Origin of the sequence: Mesorhizobium sp. LCM 4577, assembly GCF_001854795.2 — a bacterium.
GTDB classification, from domain to species: domain Bacteria; phylum Pseudomonadota; class Alphaproteobacteria; order Rhizobiales; family Rhizobiaceae; genus Mesorhizobium; species Mesorhizobium plurifarium.
This window is the reverse complement of sequence record NZ_MDDU01000013.1, coordinates 381,969-405,361: the sequence shown is the minus strand read 5'-3', so window position 1 is coordinate 405,361 and position 23,393 is coordinate 381,969. Positions and strand designations below refer to the sequence as shown.

The window sequence follows — 23,393 nt, the reverse complement described above, 5'->3', positions numbered from 1 at the left end:
GGAAGATGGCAAACACCGACGCCGTGGAGGTCGCCGCTTCGCCTGGGGCGATAGCCGAGCGCCTTGCCGCTTCGCGCTATCTGGCCGACGACAGCCTGGCCACCGCGATCTTCCTCGCGATCCGCCTGGGCAAGCCGCTGTTGCTCGAAGGCGCGCCGGGAGTCGGCAAGACCGAGGCCGCGAAGGCGGTCGCCGAACTGCTTGGACGCGAGTTGGTGCGCCTGCAATGCTACGAAGGCATCGACGCCGGACATGCGCTCTACGAATGGAACTACCAGCGCCAGCTGCTTGCCATCCGCCACGCCGGCGAGCACGAGATCGACATCTATGACGACCGTTTCCTGATCGCCCGGCCGCTGCTGCAGGTGCTGCGGGCGCCGGAGCACCGCGTGCTTCTGGTCGACGAGATCGACCGCTCGGACCACGAGTTCGAAGCGCTGCTGCTCGAATTCCTCTCCGACTTCCAGATCAGCATCCCGGAACGCGGCACGATCCGCGCGGCAAAGCAGCCCATCGTCATCCTGACCTCGAACCGCACCCGCGAGCTTGCCGAGGCGCTGCGCCGACGCTGCGTCTACCACTGGATCGGCTACCCCGACGCCCAGCGCGAGGCCGAGATCATCATGATGCGCTCGGGTGACGTCGCCGAAGCGACGGCGCGCGCGGTGGCGAATGCCGTGCAGGAGATCCGCGCCCGCCCGCTGGCCAAGCCGCCGGGCATCGCCGAAGCGGTCGAATGGGCGAATGCCGCCACCATCCTCGAAAARGGCGGCAGCCCTTGGCCGGAAGCCTTCCGCCGCGCCATCGGCGTGCTGATCAAGGACGAGGAGGATCTGTCGGCGATCGCGCCGGAGCTGGGGAGGATTGTCGAGGAGGCGCTGGGGTGATGAGCAATCGCAACACGCTGGCGCGATACCCCAAGGCTAATGCGCGACGCTGGCGGGACAGCACCCCCCTCTGTCCTGCCGGACATCTCCCCCGCAAGGGGGGAGATCAGCTGTCGCATCGGCTTTCGCCAATCGCCGACGCCGCTGGATTGAGCGGTGCGCCCAAGCTACCAATCTCCCCCCTGGTGGGGGAGATGTCCGGCAGGACAGAGGGGGGCGCGAAGGAATGAGGCGTCCGCAAAACCTGCGCCCTGCCGCCGCCGCTTTCCTCGGCTTCGCCCGTTTGCTCCGTGATCACGCTTTCGCCATCGCTCCAGAACAAATCGCCAGCTTCATGCAAGCGGTCACCCTGCTTGGTCCGCGCTCGATGACCGACATCCGCGAGGCGGCGCTCGCAACGCTCGCGCCCTCGCCCGATCGCCGCGGCGAATTCGAGGCGCATTTCCGCAGCTATTTCTACGGCGACGCCAAGCCCCCGATCGAAGGCGAAGAGGACGAAACCCGCGTCAAGGACGATCGCGGCACGCGCGAGGAAGAAAACCAGGTCGCTCGCCAGGAAAAAGGCGGCGAGCTCTCCTCGGCGCTTGAACAACTGAGCAGGCGCGATTTCCAGCGCGATGCCGACGGTCTCGGCCAGTTCCGCCGCAAGCTCGCGTCCGCCCTGCCCGCGCGCCGTTCCTTCCGCACTGCGCGCACCCGCTCGCGCGGCACGCTCGACCTCAGGCGCTCGCTGAGCGAAATCGTCAGCGCCGACGGCGACATCCCCTCGCCGCTGCTGCGCCGCCGGCAGGCCGTGCCGCGAAAGCTGCTCCTGCTTATCGACGTTTCCGGCTCGATGAAGCTGCACACTTCCGATTACCTCAAGCTGGCTCACGCGGCCGTGCAAGGCGCGGACCGTGCCGAAGTCTTCACCTTCGGCACACGCCTGACCCGCGTCACGTCCGCGCTGCGAATCCGCGACCGTGAGCAGGCACTTGCGCGCGCCGCAACGCTTGTCGACGATTGGGACGGCGGCACCCGCATGGGTCCGACCTTGCTCGCCTTCCTTGCGGTGCCACGCTTTTCCGCATTTGCGCGCGGCGCCTGCGTCGTCATCCTGTCCGACGGCCTGGAACGCGGCAGCCATACCGAACTGGAGATCGCGATGCGCCGCTTCAGCGCCCGCGCCTTCCGGCTGTCGCTGGCAACGCCCCTCGCCGGCGATCCGCGCTTTCGCCCAGCGACAGCCGCACTTCGCGCCGTCCTGCCGGTGCTCGACGACCTGGTCGATGGCTCATCGGTGGGGAGCCTGACCGATTTCATCCTGTCGCTCGCCCGCCCCGCTCCGGCGGCCGCTTCCATCTGGAAAAGGGTATCGTGATGCAGAAAGCCATCGACGCGCATTTCCACATCTGGCGCCAGAAGGACCAGCCCTGGCTGGTCGGGCCGATGGTGCCGCGCATCTTCGGCCCCTACGAGCCGATCCGCCGCGACTATCCGATCACGGAGTTCCTCGAGGACCAGAAGGGCTCGGGCGTCGAGAAGGCCGTCTACGTGCAGACCAACTGGGCCAAGGAGGATTTCGAAAAAGAGGTCGCCTTCCTGCAGAAGACCGCCGATGAGACCGGCTGGCCGCACGCCATTGTCGGCTATGCCGACATGACGGTCGACGACGTCCGACTGCAGATCGACCGGCTGATGAAATATCCCTTACTGCGCGGCGTGCGCATGCAACTGCACTGGCACCAGACGCCCGCTTTCCGCTTCGCCGCCTCGGCCGACCAGGTGATCGATCCGAAGGTTCGCGCCAATGTGGCGCGGCTGAAGGACTACAGCCTCTCCTTCGACCTGCAGCTCTTTCCCGCGCAGATGAAGGATGGACTGACGCTGGTCGGCGAAAACCCTCAGACGAATTTCATCCTCACCCACGCCGGCATGCTGACCGGCATGGAGCCGGAAACCACCGAAACGTGGAAGGCGGGTCTCCGCACGCTTTCGGCGGCACCCAATTTCTACGCTAAGCTCTCGGGACTCGGCACCTTCGTTCACCGCAACGACCCGGATCTCATCGCCTATATCGTCGACAACGCGATAGAAATCCTCGGCAGCGACCGGCTGATGTTCGGCTCGAACTTCCCGATCGAAAAGCTGTGGACCAGCCACGCCAAGCTGATCAAGGCGCACCGCGCGGCAATCGCCAGGTACGGCGCCAAAGCAGAGGCAAACATCTTCTGGAACACGGCGGAGAAAGTGTATCGGCCGGCGTAGCGCGGATTCCCCTTCTCCCCTTGTGGAGGAAAAGCCGGCGCCTCACTTCACCTCGAACTGCGGATCGAGCGGGATCTGCATGGCGGTGACGAGATGATTGGTCTGGCCGGCCAGCCCAATGATCGACACAAGCTCGCCATGCTGCGCGTCTGTCATGCCCTTGGCCCGCGCGGCGGCCGTATGCGAATGGACGCAGTAGGAACAGCTGTTGGCGGTCGAGACAGCGATATAGATCATTTCCTTGGTCAGCGGGTCGATGGCGCTGTCGGCGACCATCACCGCCTTGAGCTGCTCCCACACCCGCTTCAGCGACGCCGGATCGTTGGCCAGCCCGCGCCAGAAATTGTTGACGAAGTCGGATTTCCGCGTAGCCCGGATATCGTCGAACACGGCCTTCACCGCCGGGATCTTTTCGACCTCGGCATCGCTGAGCAGTTTTGTGGTGGCCATGGTTTGGTCCTTTCGTTTGAATCGTTGAGGGAATTCGTTGAATCAAGCGTTGCGCATAGACGGCTAACCCGTTTGTCCGATTCAGTTTTTAGCTCAAGACAACACGCGGCCGCGAGGTTAGCCAAAGCGCCTCAGCATCGTCATTCTAGGGCGGAGCAAGGAGCGAAGCGACGCGCGCAGACCCTAGAATCCATTCCGTGACCTCGCGCGAAGGGCGCAGCCGAGCAGAATTCTGGGCCGTTGCGGCGCCTAAAAGTAACGGCATGGATCCTCGGGTCTGCGCGCGTCGCTTCGCTCCTTGCTCCGCCCGTAGATGACGAAATGACAGACGCCCCGGCTAATCTCCATGTATTCGATCCAACCGCGCGATCATCCGCCGTCGCCACACCCTAGTGCACCGCCGCATACATGATCTTCTCCTCTGTCGCCTCCGCCGGCGAAAACTCCTCGACGATGCGGCCCTGGCGGCAGACGAGAATCCGATCCGACAGGTTCATGATCTCCGGCAGGTAGGACGAGATGACGACGACGGCGAGGCCCTCGTCGGCCAGCCGGTTGATGATCTGGTGGATCTCGGCGATGGCGCCGACGTCGACGCCGCGCGTCGGCTCGTCGAAGATGACGATGCGCGGCTGCTGCACCAGGCCCTTGCCGATCACCACCTTCTGCTGGTTGCCGCCGGAAAGCTCGACCACGCGGGCATTGTCGTTGATCGCCTTGATGTTGAGTGTCTTCGTCCATTCGGCGGAAAGCTGCCGCATCTCCTGCTGGTTGATCACCCAAGCCTTTTCCCGGCCGGCGGCCAACAACCCGCCGAACAGGTTCTCGGCGATACCCATCGTCTCGAAGATGCCTTCGCTCTTGCGGTCCTCGGTGACATAGACGATGCCGTCGGCCACCGCTTCGCTTGGCACCAGGTAGCGCACCGGCTTGTCGTCCAATTCAATCGCGCCGCCGCGAAGGAAGTCGCGCTTGTAGATGCCCGAGACGATCTTGAAGGTCTCGGTGCGGCCCGACCCGATCAGGCCGAACACGCCGGTGATCTGGCCCTCGAAGATCGAGAACGAATTGTTGCGCACGATGTTGCTCATCGAGATGTCCTGCACCGAGAGCACCTTCTTGCCGGCCTTGCGCAATTTCGTCTCGTCGCGCTGGCGGTAGATCTGCCCCGTCAGCGAGCGGCCGACCATGGCGGCGACGATCCTGTCGCGATCAAAGGCCGATGTCTCGTCGGTGATCACCAGTTCGCCGTCGCGCAGGATGGTGATGCGGTCGGCGATCATCAGCGCCTCTTCCAGCGCATGGCTGATGAAGACGATCGACACGCCGCGCGCCTTAAGCCTCCGGATCAGCGCGAAGAAATGGCGCTTCTCCTCCGGCGTCAGCGTCGCCGTCGGTTCGTCGAAGATGATGATCTCGGCATTGTGGTGGACGGCGCGCGCGATCTCGACCATCTGCCGCTTGGCGGCGCCAAGCGTGGCCACCATCGCGTTCGGGTCGACCGGGAAGTTCAGCGACTGCAGGAATTGCTGCGCCGAGATGTAGGTGCCGCGCAGCCGGTTGAGGAATTTCTCCGTGCCGAGATAGAGGTTCTGCGCCACCGTCATCGACGGCACCAGGCTGGTCTCCTGGAACACCATGGCGATGCCCGCTTCAAGTGCTGCATGCGGCGAGGCGTAAGCCGTCTCGACGCCCTTGTGGAACATCCTGCCCGAAGTGGCGTCGACGACGCCGGCGATGATCTTGGTCAGCGTCGACTTGCCGGCGCCGTTTTCGCCGAGCAGGGCATGGATCTCGCCTTTCCTCAAATCGAACGTGACGTTCTTCACCGCCGGCACGCCGCGGTAGGTTTTCGTCACGTCCTCCAGACGAACGATCGGTTCCATCAGAAACCTCCCGTGATTGCGTCGAGCGCCAGCACGCAATCGCCGCCCTTCGAGCCGACGAACAGGCGGCCGTCCTTTTCCGCGACGCTGCAGATGCCGTGGCGCGTGCCGTTGGCGCGGCTGTGCAGGCTGAATTGCGGCTGCATGTCCCGGTCGAGCCTGACTACGAGCCCGTAGGAGCGGCTGGGCGACCACGGCTTGTGGATGCCCATGGTACGGATGCCGCCGCATTGCAGCGGCTCGAGGAAGCTGCGGTTGGAGGCCAGCGCCGGCGCGATCCAGTAGGCCGGCGGCACCTGGTCGATCATGTCCTGGCGATAATGCGTTTCCTGCAGCACGAATTCGATCAGCCGGTTGCGCGGCGCAAACAGCGTCAGCCACGCCCCGCCGTCGCCGGCCGGCGCCAGTCGCGACGGATAGCCGGGAAGATGCGTCAGCACCGTGGCGCGATTGCCGGTCGCGCTGAAGCGGACCAGCTGATGGCGCCAGCTCTCGCTGACCACCACATCACCGCCGGCAGGATAGAGCCCGTATGGGAAAGCGATGCCGTCGGCCGCCTTGCGAAAATCTCCGCCGGCCGGCCGCGCCCAAAGCGAGCCGGACGCGCCCTTCTTCATCAAGTCGGCCGCCCATTGCGACGGCGCGTGCTCACTGGAGCCATTGGCCAGCCACAGCGTGCCGTCATCCGCATAGGCGAGCGCCGTGATGCAGCGGATCCCGGCCGGCAGCGAAACCTCCTTGCCGGCAATGAGCAGCTTGCCGCTTTCCAATCCGACCGTGAGTTCGCCCGCTGGCGACAGCGCCAGCGCGGTGACGGAAGATTGAAAGGTCTCGACCACGATGGGCTCGGAACCGGCCGCAACAGTCAGGATGGCGTTGCCGCTGGAGACAAGCAGACGCCCGCCGGCCGCCAGCAGATTGTCCGGTTCCGTCAGTTCGGCGAAAGCAGGCAGGTCGTCCAGCCGCGTGTTGGGACGGAAGGCGCCGTCGAGCGGCGGTATGGTGACCGCCTTGCCGCGGAAGACATCCAGGATCGGATCGAGGATCATGGCTTCGCCCCCCAATAGGAAGCGGGGCTTGTCCAGTTCGGGTCCGCGCCGGCGATCTTGTAGCGCCCGATGCGGTTGTTGAGGATGCCGCCGACGAAAAGATAGCCCTTGTGCTCGCGCATCGAGGTCACCATCGGATGCGCGTTGCCGGAAAGATCGCCGAGCGTCTCGACGATGCCGCCCTTTTCGTTGAACTTCACCACGCCGCCGGTGTTGATGTTGGGAAACAGCCATTCGTCCTTCGGCAGGCGCCGCGTCATGCGTTTGCGCATGTCGGGATGGCGCAGCGACAGGTCGAAGCTCGGTGTCCGCATGCCGAGCCATGCCATCCAGTAATTGCCGTCCGACGCCCGGTTGATGTTATCGGGATAGCCCGGCATGTCGCGGATGACGCATTCGGCTGTGCCGGCCTTCGGCCCTTCCAGCCAGTAGCGGTGCACGCGGCAGGCCCAGCTTTCGGCGAAGAACAGCGACTTGYCGTCATGCGCCATGCAGACACCGTTGGTGTAGCGATAGCCGTCGAGCAGCGTCTTGGTCGAACCGTCCTTTGGGTCATAGACCAGAAGGCGACCGGTGGCGCGGTTCTCGATCGAGTCGAGCGCCCAATCGTGGGCGTCGTACCGCTTGGTGGAATCCGTGAAATAGATGCGGCCGTCGGGGGCTATGTCGCAATCGTTCGGGTCGCGCAGGCGCGCATCGTCGACGATCGAGGTCCAGGAGCGCGCCGTCTCGGCCGACAGCCGCTTCACATCCCGGTCCGGCGAGACGGAATAGAGCCCCATGGCGCCGACACAGCTGATCAGGTTGCCGTCCCGGTCGAAGGCCAAGCCCAGCGGAAAGCCGCCGATATGGGCAAAAACCTCGGAGCGCTTGTAGTCCGGCGCGAAGAAGCGGACGATCTCGCCATGGCGGGTGCCGCAATAGAGATGGTCGTCGCGGTCGAGGATGACGTCCTCGGGCCCTTCCAGCTCGCCCAGCCCGATATGGTCCGCGGCCGAGAGCCGATTGTCGAGTTCGTAGGATGTGCCGGAGCCGGGCGCGGCCGATTGCGTCTCGCCCATCTTGAGGTAGACCGGCGCGACATAGACCTCGTTCAGCACCTTATGGCGGTTCTTCAGCCAGCGGATGTCGATGGTGACGGCGACGGCCAGGAGGATGCCGAGCACCATCTGGTTGGTGCCGGTGCCGTAGCCCAGCCGAATCAGGCCGTTGGTCATGGTGAGCACGATGATCGCGCCCATCAGGCCCTTGACCACCGAGCCGCGTCCGCCGCCCAGGCTGACGCCGCCGACCACCGCCGCCGTCAGCGCCATGATTTCCAGATTGAGGCCGGTGCCCGGCCCTGCCCCGCTCAACCGGCAGGCGATGAGGAATCCGCCGATCGAGGCGCAGAAGCCGGAAAAGACATAGGTCATGAACACGGTGCGGCGCACCCGGATGCCGGCATTGTGCGCCGAGCGCCGGGAGCCGCCCACCGCCAGCACATGCCAGCCCGGCCGTGAGCGGGTCAGCGCGACATGCGTGACGATGGCAAGGATGATCGCCAGCCAGACCGAAACCGACAGGCCCCAGAACGTGCCGTCGCCGATGAAGTCGAGCACATCGGAGCTCGCTTGGGAAAGCTGCACGTCGGCGGCATAGGCAGTGACGAGGATGTCGAACAGCGCCCGCCCGAAGATGAAGGTGACCAGCGTGGTGAGGAAGGCGCGCAGCCTCAGATATCCGACCAGGTATCCGTTGATGGCGCCGAAGACGAGCCCGGCCGCAAGCGCCGCGGCCAGCGCCAGCCAGATGGATTGCTCGAGGATGAAGAAGACGTAGACGGCTGAGAAGCAAGACAGCGCGAAGATCGAACCGACCGAAAGGTCGATGCCGCCGCCCAGCATCACCACGGTCATGCCGATGACGACCAGCGAGAACTCGCCGAGCTGGCGGGTCGATTCCTGCAGCGAGGTGAGCTTGAAGAAGCCCGGAATGATCGAGCCGAACACGCCAAGCGTCGCCACCAGCGCCAGGAATGGGATGGCGTTGTCGGTCCAGCGTTTGGTCAGGATCTCGCCGACCAGATGGTCGGGCACGAGATTGTAGCGCCAGGCCTGGAGGCGTTCACGAAAAGTCATCGGCTACTGCTGTCACTCAATGGGAAAAGAGGTGGCCGGACCGATCCGGCCACCTCGTGGGATGCTCTCGGGCGGCGCGGCTTATTTCGCCGCCGCTTCGGCCTGCAGCGCCTTCAGGTCCCAGCAGCTGTCGGGCTTGAGATCGGCCTTGGTCGTCGCCTTCTCCAGCGTGTAGATGTAGGTGTGCGAGGTGCCGGCCGGCTGGCCGCTCTGCAGCAGGAACTTGATGATGGCGTTCATGTCGCCCGACTGGCGGGCAAGGTCGGTCATCACCACGGCGCCATAGGTGCCGTCCACGAGCTTGTCGCAATCGGCGGCCTTTTCGCCGCCGCCGGTGGTGACCAGGAACACCTTGCCGTCGAGCTTGGCGTCGCGGATCGCCGCCGAGGCGCCGGTGGCGTCGCCGTCCCAGAAGTCGATGATCGAGCAGATGTCGGGATGCTGCTGCAGCATCGTCGTCGTCACGTTGCGCGAGGTGGTCGCGTCCCAATTCGAATCCGGCTTTGCCACCACCTGGAAGTCGGGATGCTTCTCCAGCACTTTCATGATGCCGGCATACTGGTAGAGGCTGGACGAGTTCGCCTGGTCGCCCTGCACCAGCCCGATCTTCTTGGACGAATTCTCGCCGCAGCCCTTGATCGCCGCTTCGGCCTCGAGCTGGCCGAGCTTGTCCCAGTCGCTGCCGACAAATGCGTCGGCCGGGAAATTGGCCGGGTTGTCGACCAGCAGTACATAGGTGCCGGCGGCCTGCGCCTTCTTCATCAGCTTCGAATAGGAGTTGAGGTCCGGCGCGTGGATGATCAGAACATCAGGCCGGGTGTCGGAAGCGATCGCATCGGTGATCGCCTGCGCGCCGGCATCGACGACCCAGTTCGGGTCGCGGGTCTCGAACGTGCCGCCCCAGGCCTCCACCTCCTTCTTCAGGTAATGCGCCCAGCCCTGCGCCAGGTCGAAGCCCATCGCCAGCGGCACCAGCATGACGCGCTTGCCGTTGAGCGCCTTGGCATAGGCTGCGGGGCCCGGATCGTCGGCGGCAAAGCTCGGCGCCACGAAGGCGGTAACGGCGAGCGCCGTGGCGGCCGCCATCAATGTTCTGAGTAGTTTCATGTCACATCCTCTGGTTCGGTTTTCATTGCCGGCCGATCGTCGCGATCGCTCCGGGTACCCCCAGAGCAGATGGGCTGGCCCATCTGCTCTAAATGTCGCCTTGTTGCGCGGTCTGTTCGTCGCGCGGATTGATGATGCCGTCGACGATGATGGCCCCGAGCAGGATCGCCGCCTTGATCAGGTTCTGGTAGAGCAACGGAATGTCTATGATGGTCATGGCGTTGAGCAGGATGCCGATCAGCGCCGCCCCCACCAGCACGTTGCGCACCCCGCCCCTGCCGCCCGAAAGGCCGATGCCGCCGATCACCGCCACCAGCACGATGTCGTAGAGCAGCGTCGAGTTGACGATGCGGGTGTTGATCGAATGCAGGCTGGCCGCCGTCAAAAGCCCGGCGATCAGGGCCACAAAAGCCGAGAGCACGTAGCGCAGCACCAGCATGGGCCGCACCGGAACGCCGATGTTGCGGGCGGCGACCGGATTGTCGCCGGCGAAATAGATGAAGCGGCCCCATTTGGTGTAGCGCAGGAACAGGAAGACCAGGAAGGCCAACCCGGCGAAGACGAACACCTCGACCGGAATATCGAGGAAGCGGACGCCGCCGAGCAGCTCGACCCAATGTCCCCCAGGCACCGGCACGGCATCCTGCGTGATCAGTTGCGAGCGCACATAGCCGAACACGAAGGAGCCGGTGGCCAAGGTCACGAAGATCGCCGGCACGTCGGCATAGGCGACGAGGAAGCCGTTGAGCAGGCCGATGGCTAAAACGCCCGCCAGCACATAGAGGAAGGCCAGCCCATCCGAGGTTCCGGTGTTGAGCAGTTGCAGATACCAGGCGACCGACATCGCCATGATCGCCACGGCCGACAGGTCGATGCCGCGGCCGATGATGACGACCGCCATGCCGAGCGCCAGAATGCCGAGCACCGAGACCGAACGGACGATGGCGACCAGATTGTCGGCGGTCAGGAACCCGGGCAGGCCCAGCGCAGCGGCGGCGAACAAAAGGATGGCGATGGCAAAGACGATGCCCTCCTGATTAAGGCGCCTCCAGTTCGGCCAGCCGATCGCATTCATCGCTTATGTCTTTCGCCCCGATGGCAAGGCCTTGGCGGCCCCCATCCCGCACGAAAGCTAATCGGCTCAACAGCGGCTCGTCAAATGAATCCGCGTTCAAGACCCGCGCCTCTCCGACTATTTTCCGAGTGGACGCATCGATTGCCGTAACTGGCGCAATAGGCGGAAACTCTTGCGCTTTTTGGCAATACGTTGCCGCGATCGCGCGGCCGGCGGAAGAGCCTGTTCGACGTCGGCGGAGCCGACGCAATTTAACTCCGCGAAATACGCCCGGCGCGACGTCATTCGTTCGTGGAATGACTTGAAACTTCGGCCCGGATATCGGCCGGCAGAACCCGGAGAGGCATCGCCGCCGCGCGGAATTTGCGGGTTGGGACACGGCTACGTTGTCGGGAATGTTGGTCATGACGCTTTGGTTGAATAGCGTAAGGCCGAACCAGCTCAGAGCTTATCCAACAAACTTTCGTGTCGCCTCGCCGCCTGTTATGGAAGAGCGCGGGCCGGCCGAGGGAGATGCATGAAGCCCATCTATATCGACTACCTCAATGCTCTCGACATCGAGGCACTTGCCATGACCGACGCCGAGATCATCGGCGCCGTCGAAGCCGGTCTCATCGCCCAGGGCAATGGCCGGACCGTTATCGAGCCGCGCGTCCATCTCGAGCCGGATCCCTCCTTCCGCGGCCATTTCAACGTCCTGCGCGGCTATGTGGCGCCGCTCGACGCCGCCGGCGTGAAGATCGTCGGCGACTATGTCGACAACTACATGCATGGCCTGCCGTCGGAATTCGGCATCCTCAATCTTTTTGATCCGCGCACCGGCGCGCCGCGCGCCATCCTCGACGCCACCGTCATCACCGACATGCGCACAGGCGCCGTCACCGCCATCGGCGCCAAGCATCTGGCGAAGAAGTCGTCAAAGGTGCTCGGCCATATCGGCGCGCGCGGCACCGCCTACTGGAACGTGCGCCTGCTCGACCATCTCTTCGATTTCGACGAGATCCGCGTCCACTCACGCCGGCCCGAAAGCCGCGATAGCTTTGTCGCGAGGCTGGCCGCCGACCTCGGCAAGCCGGTCATGGCCGTGGCTGACTGGAAAAGCTGCGTCGAAGGCGCAGACATCGTCGTCGAAGCCTCGCGGCTGCCGGAACCGCAGCCGTTGCTCAAGACCGAATGGATCAAGCGCGGCGCGCTGGTCGTGCCCTACGGCACGATGAGCGCGGTCGAGCTGTCGCTTACCGACATCATGCAGAAGATTGTCGTCGACGACTGGGGCCAGTGCAAGGGCGGCAAATTCGGCTCGCTGCGCGCCCATGTCGAGACGGGGCGGCTTAGCGAGGCGACGCTGCACGCCGAACTCGGCCAGATCGCCGCCGGCCTCAAGCCAGGCCGGCAAAGCGATGGCGAGACGATCCTGTTCTGGCATCGCGGCCTCTCGCTCTCCGACATCGCGCTCGGCAAGGCCATGCTCGCCAAGGCCGGCGAAAACGGCATCGGCCAGAGGCTGCGCTTCGCATGAGCCCGCTCGTTCTCACCGGCGCCGGCGTCAGCATCGAGGATGTGGTTGCGGTCGCACGCAACGCCTGCAAGGTCGAGGTCACGCCGGCTGTCCTCGAAAAGCTCGACAAGGCTCGCCAGATCCTCGATGCCGCCGCGGCCGGCGGGCAACAGATCTACGGGCTGAACAGGGGCCTCGGCGCCAATCTCGTCACCGCGGTAGAAGGCGACGCGAGCGCCTTCCAGCGCCAGCTGATCGAAGGCCGCAGCGCCGCGGTCGGCGAGGTCCTGCCCGTGCCGGTGGTGCGTGCGGCGATGTTCGCCCGCCTTGCGATGCTCGCCGCCGGCGGCTCGGGCCTGTCGCCGCGCGTGTTCACGGCACTGGTCGAAGCGCTCAATGCCGGCGTGCATCCCGTGATGCCGTCGCTGGGCTCGATCGGCGCCGGTGACCTTCTGCTGATGACGGCGATCGCCCGCGTGCTGATCGGCGACGGCGAAGCCGAGTATCAGGGCCGCCGCATGCCTGCCGCCAAGGCGCTGATGATGGCGCGGCTTGCGCCCGTCACACTCTCGCCGAAGGACGGCCTATCGCTGATCAACGCCTCGGCGGTTTCCACCGGGACCGGAGCGCTGGCGCTCACCGATGCACTGTCGGCGCTCGACCAGCAGCAGCAGGCCGGCGCGCTGACGATGGAAGGCATCGGCGCCAACCGCACCATCCTCGACCCGCGCCAGCACCAGGCGCGCCCGGGCGCCTGCCAGCAGCTTGCGGCGAAGGCCCTGCGTGACCTGCTGGCGCGCGATGAAGCGCCGGCGCCGACCACCATCCAGGACCCTCTGTCGATCCGCTGCATGCCCTCGATCCACGGCGCGCTGATCCAGGCGATCGACCATGCCAGGCTTGCCGTCGAGATCGAGCTCAACGCCGCCGCCGACAATCCGCTTGTGCTGGCCGAGGACGAGCTGGTCATGTCGACCGGCAACTTCCACACTGCGTCGCTGTCGCTCGCCTTCGAGACGCTCGGCCTGGCGATCGCGCAATGCGCGGCGGCGTCCGCCGCGCGCTTCGTCCAACTCACCGGCTCGACCCGCCACGGCCTGCCGAAATACCTCTCGCCGGTTGGCGGCGCTTCTGCCGGCTTCGTTCCGCTGCAGAAGACGGTGACGGCGATCCTGGCCGCGATCCGTCACAAGGCCAATCCGGTGATGCTCGATTTCCTGCCGGTGTCCGAGGGCGTCGAGGATCACGCCACGCAGACGCCGCTCGCCGTCGCCAAATGCGCCGAGATGATCGTGCTGTGGCGGCGGCTGATCGCCTTCGAGCTGATGGCTGCGGCGCAGGCCGTCGATTTGCGCGAGGGACTGACGCTCGCGCCGGCCACGGGCGCGATCCACGCGGCCGTGCGCTCGCATGTGGCGATGCTCAAGGAAGACAGGCCGCTCGGCATCGACGCCGAAGCCCTTTATGCCGCTCTCGTCAGCGGAATTTGGCAAAGCCCACCGGCAACCGGTTGAAAATATTCAGGGCTTTGCATCCACCTTCTTCATGAAGAGGGTGAGCTCGTCCGGATCCATGTGCACGATGTGCCTGTCTTCCGGATAGGCGCCGCTGTTGACGTCGGCGACATATTCGGAAAACGCCGCGATGCGCTCCTGCTGCAGCCGGTCATATTCGGCGGCGAAGTTGCGGTAGACCTTCGAATGGCGCGGCATGTGACCGCGATTGGCGCCGAGAATATCCTCGGCGAACAGATATTGCGCGTCGCAGCCGGTGCCCGCGCCCATCGACAGCATGATCAGCGAAGTGCGCTCGGAGATCGCCTTCGCCACCTCCACCGGCACTACCTCGATCTCGGCGCCGATCGCGCCGGCAGCCTCCAGTTGCTTGACCGCGTCGAACACCTGCATGGCGGTGTCCGCGGTCTTGCCGACCGCCTTGAAGCCGCCGGTCCAGGTCGCGCGGGAAGGAATGAGGCCTACGTGACCAATCACCGGGATGGCGTCGTCGGCCATGCGCTTGATCGTCGCGTAGCCGGCGCTGCAATAGACGGCGTCGGCGCCGGCCTTGTAGAGCCGGAACGACCAGCGCACGAAATCGTCCGCCGTGCCGATCTCGAAGAAGTTCTCGCCCGGCATGGTGAAAAGGCTGGGCGCGGCATCGCGGTATTGCGGGTTGAGCACCAGTTCCGGCGGCACCGAGACGATGTCCACCCCTGCCCGCTCGGCGGCCTCGGCTTCCTCCAGAGTCAGCACGCGCAGCATTGTAAGCTGCCGCTTGCCCTTCATGGCGCGCAGATCGGCAACGGTCGGTCTCTTTCGGCTCATCGGTACATCCTGTTTTGTCTGGCGGCTTTCAGCCGATATCGATCATCACCTTACCGGCCTCGACCCTGACCGGATAGGTCTTGAGGTTGACGCAGACGGGCGCGCCCTTGGCCTCGCCGGTCTTGTAGTTGAACCGGCCATTGTGCTTGGGGCATTCGATGATGTCGTCCATCACCAGCCCGTCGGCGAGATGGGCCTTTTCATGCGTGCAGTACCCGTCGGTAGCGAAGAAGCCATCGTCCGGCGAGCGGTAGATCGCGAAGGTGCGGCCGCCATGATCGAAGCGGATCACATCCTCCTCGTCCACGTCGTCCACCGCGCATGCTTCGATCCACTCCGCCATCGTCCTTCTCCGGCCTTTCTTTTGGATTGCCGCGCGACGCCTATTCGGCGGCCGCGGCCGTTATGTCGAGATCATGGAATTCGCCGCGATAGGGCTTGGCCGTCGGCGGCAATTCACGCTTGAGATAATAGTCCTCATATTTCAGCTGCCTGAGCAGCACCGGCCAGACCTCGCGATAGGCATGCCACATCGACGGGTTCGCCACCGGCAGATCGTGCTTGATCAGTTCATGTAGCTTCGGCAGCGCGTGGTAGGGGACCATCGGGAACATGTGGTGCTCGACATGGTAGTTCATGTTCCAGTAGATGAACCGGCTGATCGGATTCATATAGACGGTGCGGGTGTTCAGCCGGTGATCGGTGACGTTGTCGGCGAGCCCGATATGCTGCAAAAGCCCCGTCARCACCATGTGCCAGGTGCCGTAGAGGCGCGGCAGGCCGATCAGCACCAGCGGTATCCATGATTTAAGCGCGATCGCGACAGCGATCGTCGCGACGTATACCGCCATGTGCCAGCGCGCCGCGGTCACCGCCTTGTGCTGCTCCATCTCTGGGATGTAGCTCTTCTCGTCGTCCGACAATGTGCCGAAGGCCTGGCGCACCAGCGTCGGCAGCGAATAGCGGAAGTCGAGGATGCCGGTGAAAGCCAAAGCCGCCTTGATGAGGTCCGGCGGCCGCATCACCGCGATCTCGGCGTCGCGGCCGACGATGATGGTGTCGGTGTGGTGGCGCGCATGGCTCCAGCGCCATTGCACCGGGTTGCGCATCAGCATGAACGAGGCGATGTGATAGACGACGTCGTTCATCCAGCGCGTGCGGAAGGCGGTGCCGTGGCCGCATTCATGCCAGCGCGAGTCGCTCGACGAGCCGTAGAGCACGCCGTAGACGAACAGGAACGGCACGATCCACCAGCTGCCCCAGAACCAGATGATGCCGGCCGCCGAGCCTAGGATCGCGGCGATCCAGATGATGGTGTCGCGGATCGCCGGCCCGTCGGAGCGCTGCATCAATTCCTTCATGGTCTTGCGCGCCACGTCGGTGTGGTACCACTCGGCCGACGCAAGTCCGGTCTCGATCGCCCGGCGCGTGCTTTCGCCGACAAGGCTGTAGTCGCGCTTCTTCGCCATCGTCACATCGGCCTCCAATCTTCACTGAGCGCTGGCAATCCGGTCCGCCGGCCGGAGGGCTTGCTATGGATAAATGTCGCGCTCATGCCCTGCCCGCCAGTCTTGGGAAATTGCCGGAGGGCTGAGGATAATCCTGCTCGGGCTGGCGGGCGATGGCCGCGATCCTTCGTTCCGCATCGGCAATCGCATCCTTGCCGTCGAGGACGCGGAACACCGCGTCATAGGCGCGGGTCTCGCCATGCTCCAGCCAGATCATCTCGCCGCGCTCGCGCGCGGCTAGATTGCCGAGCACATGGTGCGTCGAGGGCTCGATGCCAAGCGCATACTGCCCAGCCTCGAAATTCTGCCACTCATAGCAGCAGGGCAGTTGGTCCTTGCGGGTGACGACCTCGAAGCCGAGGCCAAGCCGGTCGTTGACGACGGCGACCGGCACCTCGCCCTTGCTGTCGGCGCCCATCTCATGCTGCCAGACCTGCTCGCTGAAGCCCAATTGCGGCGCCGGCACCGTGCGGTAGCCAACCTTCTGCGCTTCGTAGCGCTCGCCGGCATGCGCGGCCCAGACCACGTCGCGGATCGGCGCCAGATAGCGCGAGCCTTCGTCGAGCAGCGGATGCCCGACATTGACATGGTAGAAATACATATGCGGCGTGCGGTGGAAGCCGTGGTTGACGACGCGGTCCGAGAGCCGGATCTCGCTGCCGCCGACATCGGCCTCGATGCGGCGGATGAGATGCAGGTCCTCGCCGAACACGCTCGCCTGCTGGACGATCCCTTCCGCCCATAAGACGCAGCGGTCGCCGTCCCAGCTTTCGCCATAGCCGGAGAGCCGCGCCGGAATGGTGCCGATGCGCCCGTGCAGCGAATGCGTCACGGTCTTGCGTCCGGGATAATTGTAGTTTTCGGCCGGCACCTCGTTGCGGCCGAGAATATGGTCGAGGCCGCAGGTGACCAGCAGTCCGGAAAAGGACCGCCCCCAGGCGAAGCCGTCCTCGCCTTCATAGTCATGCAGGCCGGGGTTGCGGAAACCGCTCGGCGAATGCCAGCCGATCGCCTGGCCCTTGTACTCGCAATCGGCGATGTCGAGCGCGCGATCGACCAGCACGGTGAAGCGCAGCCCAGAGCCCGTCCGGAATTCGAGCATGCGGATGCCGCGCTCGACGCCGTCGCCGAGTGTCATCAGCCGCACCCCGGCGAATTGCGACAGCATGCCGGAGCGTTCGGCGACCTGCCGGCGCGAAAGCGTCTGACCGTAGAGCTTCACCATGCCGTCACTGCGCCCTTTTCATCAGGGCCGAAAGGTCGGCGCCGGTTATCAGGCTTTCCACGGTCAACAGGTCGGTGTCGGCGACGGTCTGCTCGGCGACGATCTCGCCGCGGCGCATGACGATGATGCGGTCGGCGACCTCGAAGACATGGTGGATGTTGTGGGTGATCAAGAGCACCGAATGCCCGGCCTCGCGCATCTCCTTGACGAAGCGCAGCACGCCATGCSTCTCCTCGACGCCGAGATTGTTGGTCGGCTCGTCGAGGATGATCACCTTGGCGGCGAACTGCATGGCGCGCGAGATGGCGATCGACTGCCGCTCGCCGCCTGACAGCGTCGAGACCAGGGCGTCGGCGTCGAGCTTCTTGGAGATGCCGACGCGCTTCAGCAACGCCGAGGCCGCGTCGCGCAATTTGGCGAGGTCGAGCGGCGCGAAGACGCCCAGCCATTTGAGATTGACCGGCTCGCGGCCGAGGAACAGGTTGCGCGCAATGCTGAGGTCGGGCGCAAGCGATGTGTCCTGATGGATGGTCTCGATGCCGAGGTCCATCGCCTCGCGCGTCGAGCGGATCGAGACCTTCTCGCCGCGGACATAGATATCGCCGCGATCGATCGGGAAGACGCCCGAGATCGCCTTGATCAGGGTCGACTTGCCGGCGCCGTTGTCGCCGAGCAGCGCCACCACCTCGCCTTCCTTGAGCGTCAGCGAGGCATTCTTCAGCGCGCGCACGCTGCCGAAGGATTTTTGCAGGTTCTGCAGCCGGAGCACTTCCTGCATCGTCGTCAGCTCCTTGCGGCGTTTTTCTGCAGCAAAGCGTGCAGGATGAGCATGGCGAGGATGATGACCCCGACGAAGATGTTGTAGGCGAGCCCGGGCACGCCGACGAGCACGATGCCGTTGCGGATCGCGCGCAGCATCAGCGCGCCGACGATGGTGCCGAGAATCGTGCCGCGCCCGCCCGTCAGCGCCGTGCCGCCGACCACGACCATGGCGATCACCTCGAGCTCATAGCCGGTTCCCGCCACCGGCGAGGCCGCCGAGATGCGGAAAGCGCTGATCATGCCGGCGAGACCGGCGAGCACGGAGGTCGCGATGAACAGCCAGATCTTGACCGCATCGGCCGGCACGCCGCGCGCCACCGCCGCGTTGCGGTTGGAGCCGATGGCGCTGATCCAGTTGCCGAGCTTCGCATAGCGCAGCACATAGACCGCAAGCAGYGAGAGCCCGATGAACCACCAGAGCGAGGTGTAGAAGCGGAAAGCGCCGATATTGAAGCTGCCGGCGAGCAGCGTCACGAAGAAGYCGGGCTGGTCCCAGGACTTCAGCGGAAAGCCCTGCGTGATGTAGAGCGCGGCGCCGCGCACGATGAGCAGCATCGATAGCGTCACCAGGAAGGAGGAGATGCCGATCTTGGTGACGATCACGCCATTGATCGCGCCGATCGCGATGCAGAGCAGCAGCCCTGCGAGCAGCGCCACGCCGATATCGACCCCGGTATTCTGCACCAGCAGCATCACCATCACCGGCGCCAGGCCGAACACCGCGCCGACCGACAGGTCGAATTCGCCGGCGGTCAGAAGCAGCGTCATGCCGAGCGCGATAATGCCGAGCTCCGGCAGGAACGCCATCATGTTGGAGATGTTGAGCGGCGACAGGAAATTGCCGTCGGCGACCGCGAACACCACCAGAAGCACGACGAGGATGACGAAGGAGGAGAATTGCGGCGAGCGCATCAGGCTCGACCTGCCTTTCGCGCGCCCCGCGCCATCTTCCGCTGTAACTGTCATGACTTGCTGAACCATGCTTTTCTGCATGGCGCCCGACGCTCGCGCGACGGGCGCCAGTTCTCTCACTTCTTGTCGTAGAGCTTCAGGATCGGCTCGACGCTGGAGGCGTCATAGAGGCCGAATGTGTGGATGTCGTAGCCGATCGGTTCGCCCGAAGCGGCGAGCCCGAGCAGCGCGACCGGCATGAAGCCTTGCGCCGAGGGGTATTGCCAGGCGGCGGCGTTGACGAACCCGTCCTTGACCGCCTGCGCCGTCTCCTTCGAATTGCCCCAGCCGACGACCGGGATCTTGCCGGCCGGGATGCCGGCGCCGTCGAACACCCGCTTGACGCTCGCCGCCACGGAATCGCCCAGCGCGATGATCGCCGGCGGATTGTTGGCGACCATGTAGTCGGTCATCTTGGCGATGATGCCGGCCGGATCGGTGCCRCAATCGACCACGTCATATTTGATGCCGAGCGGATCGAAGACGCTGGCGATGCCTTCCGTCTCGAGCTGCTGGTAGCTGGCGCCGGGCACCTCGACCGGCAGGAACACCTTGGCGCCCTGCTTCACCATCTTATGGTCGACGAGATATTTCGCCCAGATCGCGCCGGCTTCCCTGAGGTCGGCGCCGACATAGGCCTGGCGTCCGGTGGCCGGGTCGTCCGTGTTGAAGAACACGATCGGGATGCCGGCAGCCTTGGCGGCCTTGACCTCCTCGGTCCACAAGCCCGGTTGCGCCGAGGTGGTGGCGATGCCGTCCGGCTTGGCGGCAAGCGCCGAATTGAAAGCTTCCTTCTGCGCCGCCATATCGCCGCCGCTGAAGGAGATCTTGCAGGTCACCTTGAGCTGGTCACAGGCCTTCGTGGCGCCGGCGTTCCAGTCGATCCAGAACGCGTCGGACGGGCCGCCATGCGACAAGAGATAGAACGTCTTCTGGCCATCCGCGGCCTGCGCCGCCGAGCCGAACGCGACGCCCGCGAACACGGCCGCCGCGGCCGCCAGCTTCAATCCGAATTTCAACATCTCGTTTCCTCCACTCCCTATCTTGCGAATGCGGGCGCCGCCCCCGAAACGGGGCGGCGCCCGGCGATCTTAGAGGCCGTTGGCGCGCAGCTTCCCGTCGAGGAACTTCTTGGCGCGTGGCACGTCGTCTTCCGACAGATGCTCGATGATCATCGGGATGTTCGGATGCTTTTCGGCGAGACGCTGGAGGTAGAGGTCGTAGTTCAGCGAGCCGAGGCCCGGAGCCGGTAGCTCGATCTCGCCGACACCGCGGAAGGTGTGGCTTTCCATCGCGTCCGCATCGCCGATATCGGCATGCTTCTCGGACTTGTCGTCGCCGGAACGCTTCACGTCCTTGGCGTGCGCTATTTTGATCTTGTCGGTCAGCGTGTCGAAGACCTGGTTCAGGATCTGGTCCATCCGGTCGATGTTGTGGGTCTCGAAATAGTTGGTCGGGTCCATCAGCAGGCCGAGGCCGGGGTGGTCGACCTGCGCGAACATCTTCACCGTCTCCTCGACCGAGCCGACGACGTTGTTGACATAGGTTTCGAGCAGGAACACCGCGCCGTGGTCGTAAGCCGTCTGGGCAAGGTCGGCGATCACCTTGCGGCACTCTTCAAAACCTTCTTCGGTCTTGTTCTTCGGGTGATGCACCCAGTCGGACTCGGTGTTGTAGGTGCCGGTCTCCGAGATCACGTAAGGCGAGCCGAAATGGCGCGCGTTGCGGATGATCTCCTTGAGATAGCCGACGCGCTTCTCGCGCTCCGCCTTGTCCGGGTGGATGATGTTCGTATAGCCCGACACGCAGCAGACCGGCAGGTTGTGGTCGCGGAAGGTGTCGCGCACCTTCTTCGCCTTGTCCTTGGTGATCTGGCCGGCCGACAGATCGATATCCTTGAAGTGCAGATCGAGCTGCACCGTGTTGAAACCAAGCCCGCGGATCTTCTTCGCCGTCTCCTCGAGGCCGTAYGGGAAATAGCCCGTGAAAATACCTGCCTGCATCATGGTGTGAATTCCTCCCTGTAAGCGATTCAGTTGTCTGGTGTTTCGGTTGCGGTGATCAGATAGAGATTTCGGAAAGCTTGACCGTGCGGCCCGCCGCCATCGAGCGATAGCCTGCCTCGACCAGCGCCATGGTCTTGACGTTGTCTGCGACGGAGAGCGCCGGCGGCGTACCGGTCTTCACCGCGTGCTGGAGCTGCTCCATCACGCCGATGAAGGCATGCGGGAACCACATCGTCTCCCAGCTCGGGCTCATCCACTCGCCGCCAGTCGTCTCGGCCGAAGCGTAGGTCAGCGTCGAGGCCGCACCGGTCGGCCAGCCGATCGTGCCCTTGGCGACGCCCTTGGTGCCGTCGACGCGCCAGTTGATGTGCTGGTCGTCCTTGTAGCCCTCCTGGCGGGGGCCGGACCAAACGTCCTCCAGCGACACCGCAAGCACGCCCGACGGGAAGCGCAGTGTCGACACGGTGATGCCGTCGGAATGGTCGAACCGAGTGCGCGGGTCCTTGCGCGTCAGCGTCGTGATCTCGTCGGGATCGCCGAACAGGAAGCGCAGCACGTCGAGGTGGTGCACGCTCATATTGGCTAGCGTCAGCCGGTCGTAACCTTGAAGGAAGGTCTGYCAATGCGGGATCGCATGCATGTCGATCTGCGCGAAGACGATGTCGCCGAGCGCGCCGCTGTCGATGATCTGTTTCAGGACACGCATCGACTGGTCGTAGCGCATGTTCTGGTTGACCGAGAGGATCTTGCCGGACTTCGCCGCTTCGTCGCGGAGCTTGACGGCTTCCTCGACCGACAGCGCCAGCGGCTTCTGCGCCAGGATCGCCTTGATGTGCTTCTGCTTCAGCGCATGGCGGATCAGCGCCGGCTGCTGGTCCGGCGGAAAGGCCAGATCGATGATCTCGACGCTGGGATCCTCGATCAGCTGTTCCGGCGTGTCGTGAACGGTCGCAATGCCCCAGCGCGTCGCCACCTTCTCGGCATTCGCCTTGGTGCGGGAGGCGATCGCTACCACCGGGAAACCGGCTTCCTTGTAGGCCGCCAGATGGCACTCGGCCATGATCATGCCGGCGCCGACGCAACCGATCCGGTATTCCCTGGTGCGAACCTTGACGTCCGGCTCGAAGCCTTTTTCTGCCATCACTTCCTCCCGAAATTCTGTCCTTGCGGCCGCCGTCACAGCGCRCCTCCGTCCTGGTCGAAATAATGCACGCGACCCGGCTCGCAGGATATCGCCACCATCGCATCCGGCCTGATGTCGGGCTGGCCGCGCAGCAATGCTCTCAGCCGCGCCTGCCCGGCTTCTATGGTCACCACGGTGTAGCCGCCGAGCGGCTCGACCMCGAACACCCGCGCCGGGCGGCCGTCCTTCGTCCCGTTGTCCGTCCAGGGCCGGACCTTGATGTCCTCGGGCCTGAGTCCGATCTCGATCGCCTCGGCCGGCGCTTTGTCATCGGCGATGCGGATTGCGCCCTCGGCCGCTTCGATCGCACCCGCACCGCGCACCGACGGCAGGATGTTCATCATCGGCGAGCCGAGCATGCGCGCTACATAGGCGCTTGCCGGACGGTCGTAGATCTCCGCCGGCGCGCCGATCTGACGGATCCGGCCGTTTTCGAGGATGGCCATGCGGTCGGCGACCGACATCGCCTCTTCCTGGTCGTGCGTGACATAGATCAGCGTCTTGCCGAGCTCGCGCTGGATGCGCTTCAGCTCGACGCGCGTCTCCTCGCGCAGCCTGGCATCGAGCGCCGAGATCGGATCGTCCATCAGATAGGCGGCCGGGTCGCGCACCAGGGCGCGCGCGATCGCCACGCGCTGCCGCTCGCCGCCGGAAAGCTGCGCCGGCGGCTTGTGCAGGATATGGCCGATGTGAAGTTTTGTGGCGACGTCCGCCAGCCGCTTCTCGATCTCGGCTTCCGCCACTTTCCGCTCGACCAGCGGGAAGCGGACATTGTCGCGCGCGCTCATATGCGGGAACAGCGCCAGGTTCTGGAACACCATGGCGACGTTGCGTTCGGCCGGCGAGACGCTGTTGACCGGCTTGCCGCCGATCAGGATCTCGCCCTGATCCGGGGCTTCCAGGCCGAGCACAAGGCGCAGGATCGTCGACTTGCCCGACAGCGGCGGGCCGAAGAAGCAGAAGAACTCGTTGTCGTTGACGGTGAAGGAAGCATCGTCGACGGCAAGCGTGTTGCCGTAGCGTTTGGTGACATTGCGGAAAACGATATCGGCCAT

General features: G+C 64.7%; 21 protein-coding genes. 5 read left to right on the top strand and 16 right to left on the bottom strand.

What is annotated here, in order from left to right; translation table 11 throughout:
• The first annotated feature begins 5 nt into the window (after positions 1-5).
• From LCM4577_RS17185 to LCM4577_RS17175, 3 genes are all read left to right on the top strand, one after another.
• Entirely contained in the window at positions 6-887 is an 882-nt protein-coding gene (locus LCM4577_RS17185; protein ID WP_071032157.1) for a MoxR family ATPase, read from the top strand.
• Between the two features lie 226 nt (positions 888-1,113).
• The gene (locus tag LCM4577_RS17180; protein ID WP_071032158.1) at positions 1,114-2,247 is read left to right on the top strand and encodes a VWA domain-containing protein; all 1,134 of its coding nucleotides are present in this window, start codon (positions 1,114-1,116) and stop codon (positions 2,245-2,247) included.
• Positions 2,247-3,134, top strand: coding sequence for an amidohydrolase (locus LCM4577_RS17175; RefSeq protein WP_071072406.1), 888 nt, complete (start codon positions 2,247-2,249; stop codon positions 3,132-3,134). The genes LCM4577_RS17180 and LCM4577_RS17175 overlap by 1 nt, the downstream gene beginning before the upstream one ends.
• Before the next feature lie 42 nt (positions 3,135-3,176).
• Here the strand turns inward: LCM4577_RS17175 and LCM4577_RS17170 are convergent, their stop codons facing one another.
• The 6 genes from LCM4577_RS17170 to LCM4577_RS17145 form a co-directional block, all read right to left on the bottom strand.
• A complete protein-coding gene (locus LCM4577_RS17170; RefSeq protein WP_071032160.1) occupies positions 3,177-3,584 on the bottom strand; it encodes a carboxymuconolactone decarboxylase family protein in 408 nt (135 codons plus the stop codon).
• Positions 3,585-3,973: 389 nt separating this feature from the next.
• Positions 3,974-5,470 carry a sugar ABC transporter ATP-binding protein gene (locus tag LCM4577_RS17165; RefSeq protein ID WP_040984087.1) on the bottom strand — a complete coding sequence of 499 codons (1,497 nt, stop codon included), beginning with the start codon at positions 5,468-5,470 and terminating at the stop codon, positions 3,974-3,976.
• Complete coding sequence (locus LCM4577_RS17160) at positions 5,470-6,519, bottom strand: hypothetical protein (RefSeq protein WP_071072404.1); 1,050 nt, start codon at positions 6,517-6,519, stop codon at positions 5,470-5,472. Before LCM4577_RS17160 ends, LCM4577_RS17165 begins: the two co-directional genes overlap by 1 nt.
• On the bottom strand, positions 6,516-8,639 hold the full coding sequence (locus LCM4577_RS17155; protein WP_071072402.1) for an ABC transporter permease subunit: 2,124 nt from the start codon (positions 8,637-8,639) through the stop codon (positions 6,516-6,518). Before LCM4577_RS17155 ends, LCM4577_RS17160 begins: the two co-directional genes overlap by 4 nt.
• 81 nt (positions 8,640-8,720) lie before the next feature.
• Positions 8,721-9,746 carry a sugar ABC transporter substrate-binding protein gene (locus LCM4577_RS17150; protein ID WP_040984081.1) on the bottom strand — a complete coding sequence of 342 codons (1,026 nt, stop codon included), beginning with the start codon at positions 9,744-9,746 and terminating at the stop codon, positions 8,721-8,723.
• Positions 9,747-9,834: 88 nt separating this feature from the next.
• The gene (locus LCM4577_RS17145; RefSeq protein WP_040984079.1) at positions 9,835-10,821 is read right to left on the bottom strand and encodes an ABC transporter permease; all 987 of its coding nucleotides are present in this window, start codon (positions 10,819-10,821) and stop codon (positions 9,835-9,837) included.
• Positions 10,822-11,338: 517 nt separating this feature from the next.
• Here LCM4577_RS17145 and LCM4577_RS17140 point away from each other — a divergent pair.
• A complete protein-coding gene (locus LCM4577_RS17140) occupies positions 11,339-12,340 on the top strand; it encodes an ornithine cyclodeaminase family protein (RefSeq protein WP_071072400.1) in 1,002 nt (333 codons plus the stop codon).
• Positions 12,337-13,833 (top strand): histidine ammonia-lyase, encoded by a 1,497-nt coding sequence (gene hutH, locus LCM4577_RS17135; RefSeq protein ID WP_071072398.1) that lies wholly within the window; start codon positions 12,337-12,339, stop codon positions 13,831-13,833. Before LCM4577_RS17140 ends, hutH begins: the two co-directional genes overlap by 4 nt.
• A 6-nt stretch (positions 13,834-13,839) precedes the next feature.
• Here hutH and LCM4577_RS17130 read toward each other — a convergent pair whose 3' ends face one another.
• The 10 genes from LCM4577_RS17130 to LCM4577_RS17085 all read right to left on the bottom strand — a co-directional run bounded on the left by LCM4577_RS17130 (position 13,840) and on the right by LCM4577_RS17085 (position 23,393).
• Positions 13,840-14,643 (bottom strand): 3-methyl-2-oxobutanoate hydroxymethyltransferase, encoded by an 804-nt coding sequence (locus LCM4577_RS17130; RefSeq protein ID WP_071072396.1) that lies wholly within the window; start codon positions 14,641-14,643, stop codon positions 13,840-13,842.
• A gap of 28 nt (positions 14,644-14,671) precedes the next feature.
• Complete coding sequence (locus tag LCM4577_RS17125) at positions 14,672-14,986, bottom strand: MocE family 2Fe-2S type ferredoxin (protein ID WP_071032169.1); 315 nt, start codon at positions 14,984-14,986, stop codon at positions 14,672-14,674.
• Between the two features lie 40 nt (positions 14,987-15,026).
• Complete coding sequence (locus tag LCM4577_RS17120; protein ID WP_071032235.1) at positions 15,027-16,112, bottom strand: fatty acid desaturase family protein; 1,086 nt, start codon at positions 16,110-16,112, stop codon at positions 15,027-15,029.
• Between the two features lie 82 nt (positions 16,113-16,194).
• Complete coding sequence (locus LCM4577_RS17115) at positions 16,195-17,376, bottom strand: aldose 1-epimerase family protein (RefSeq protein ID WP_071072394.1); 1,182 nt, start codon at positions 17,374-17,376, stop codon at positions 16,195-16,197.
• Positions 17,377-17,380: 4 nt separating this feature from the next.
• Positions 17,381-18,154 carry an ATP-binding cassette domain-containing protein gene (locus tag LCM4577_RS17110; RefSeq protein ID WP_071072392.1) on the bottom strand — a complete coding sequence of 258 codons (774 nt, stop codon included), beginning with the start codon at positions 18,152-18,154 and terminating at the stop codon, positions 17,381-17,383.
• Between the two features lie 5 nt (positions 18,155-18,159).
• Entirely contained in the window at positions 18,160-19,164 is a 1,005-nt protein-coding gene (locus tag LCM4577_RS17105) for an ABC transporter permease (RefSeq protein WP_071072545.1), read from the bottom strand.
• A gap of 62 nt (positions 19,165-19,226) precedes the next feature.
• Entirely contained in the window at positions 19,227-20,171 is a 945-nt protein-coding gene (locus tag LCM4577_RS17100; RefSeq protein WP_071032173.1) for a substrate-binding domain-containing protein, read from the bottom strand.
• A 69-nt stretch (positions 20,172-20,240) separates the two neighbouring features.
• The gene (locus tag LCM4577_RS17095; RefSeq protein WP_041007761.1) at positions 20,241-21,155 is read right to left on the bottom strand and encodes a sugar phosphate isomerase/epimerase; all 915 of its coding nucleotides are present in this window, start codon (positions 21,153-21,155) and stop codon (positions 20,241-20,243) included.
• Positions 21,156-21,210: 55 nt separating this feature from the next.
• Positions 21,211-22,296: a Gfo/Idh/MocA family protein gene (locus tag LCM4577_RS17090; protein ID WP_071072390.1), complete on the bottom strand. Its 1,086-nt coding sequence runs from the start codon at positions 22,294-22,296 to the stop codon at positions 21,211-21,213.
• Between the two features lie 35 nt (positions 22,297-22,331).
• Entirely contained in the window at positions 22,332-23,393 is a 1,062-nt protein-coding gene (locus LCM4577_RS17085; protein ID WP_071072389.1) for an ABC transporter ATP-binding protein, read from the bottom strand.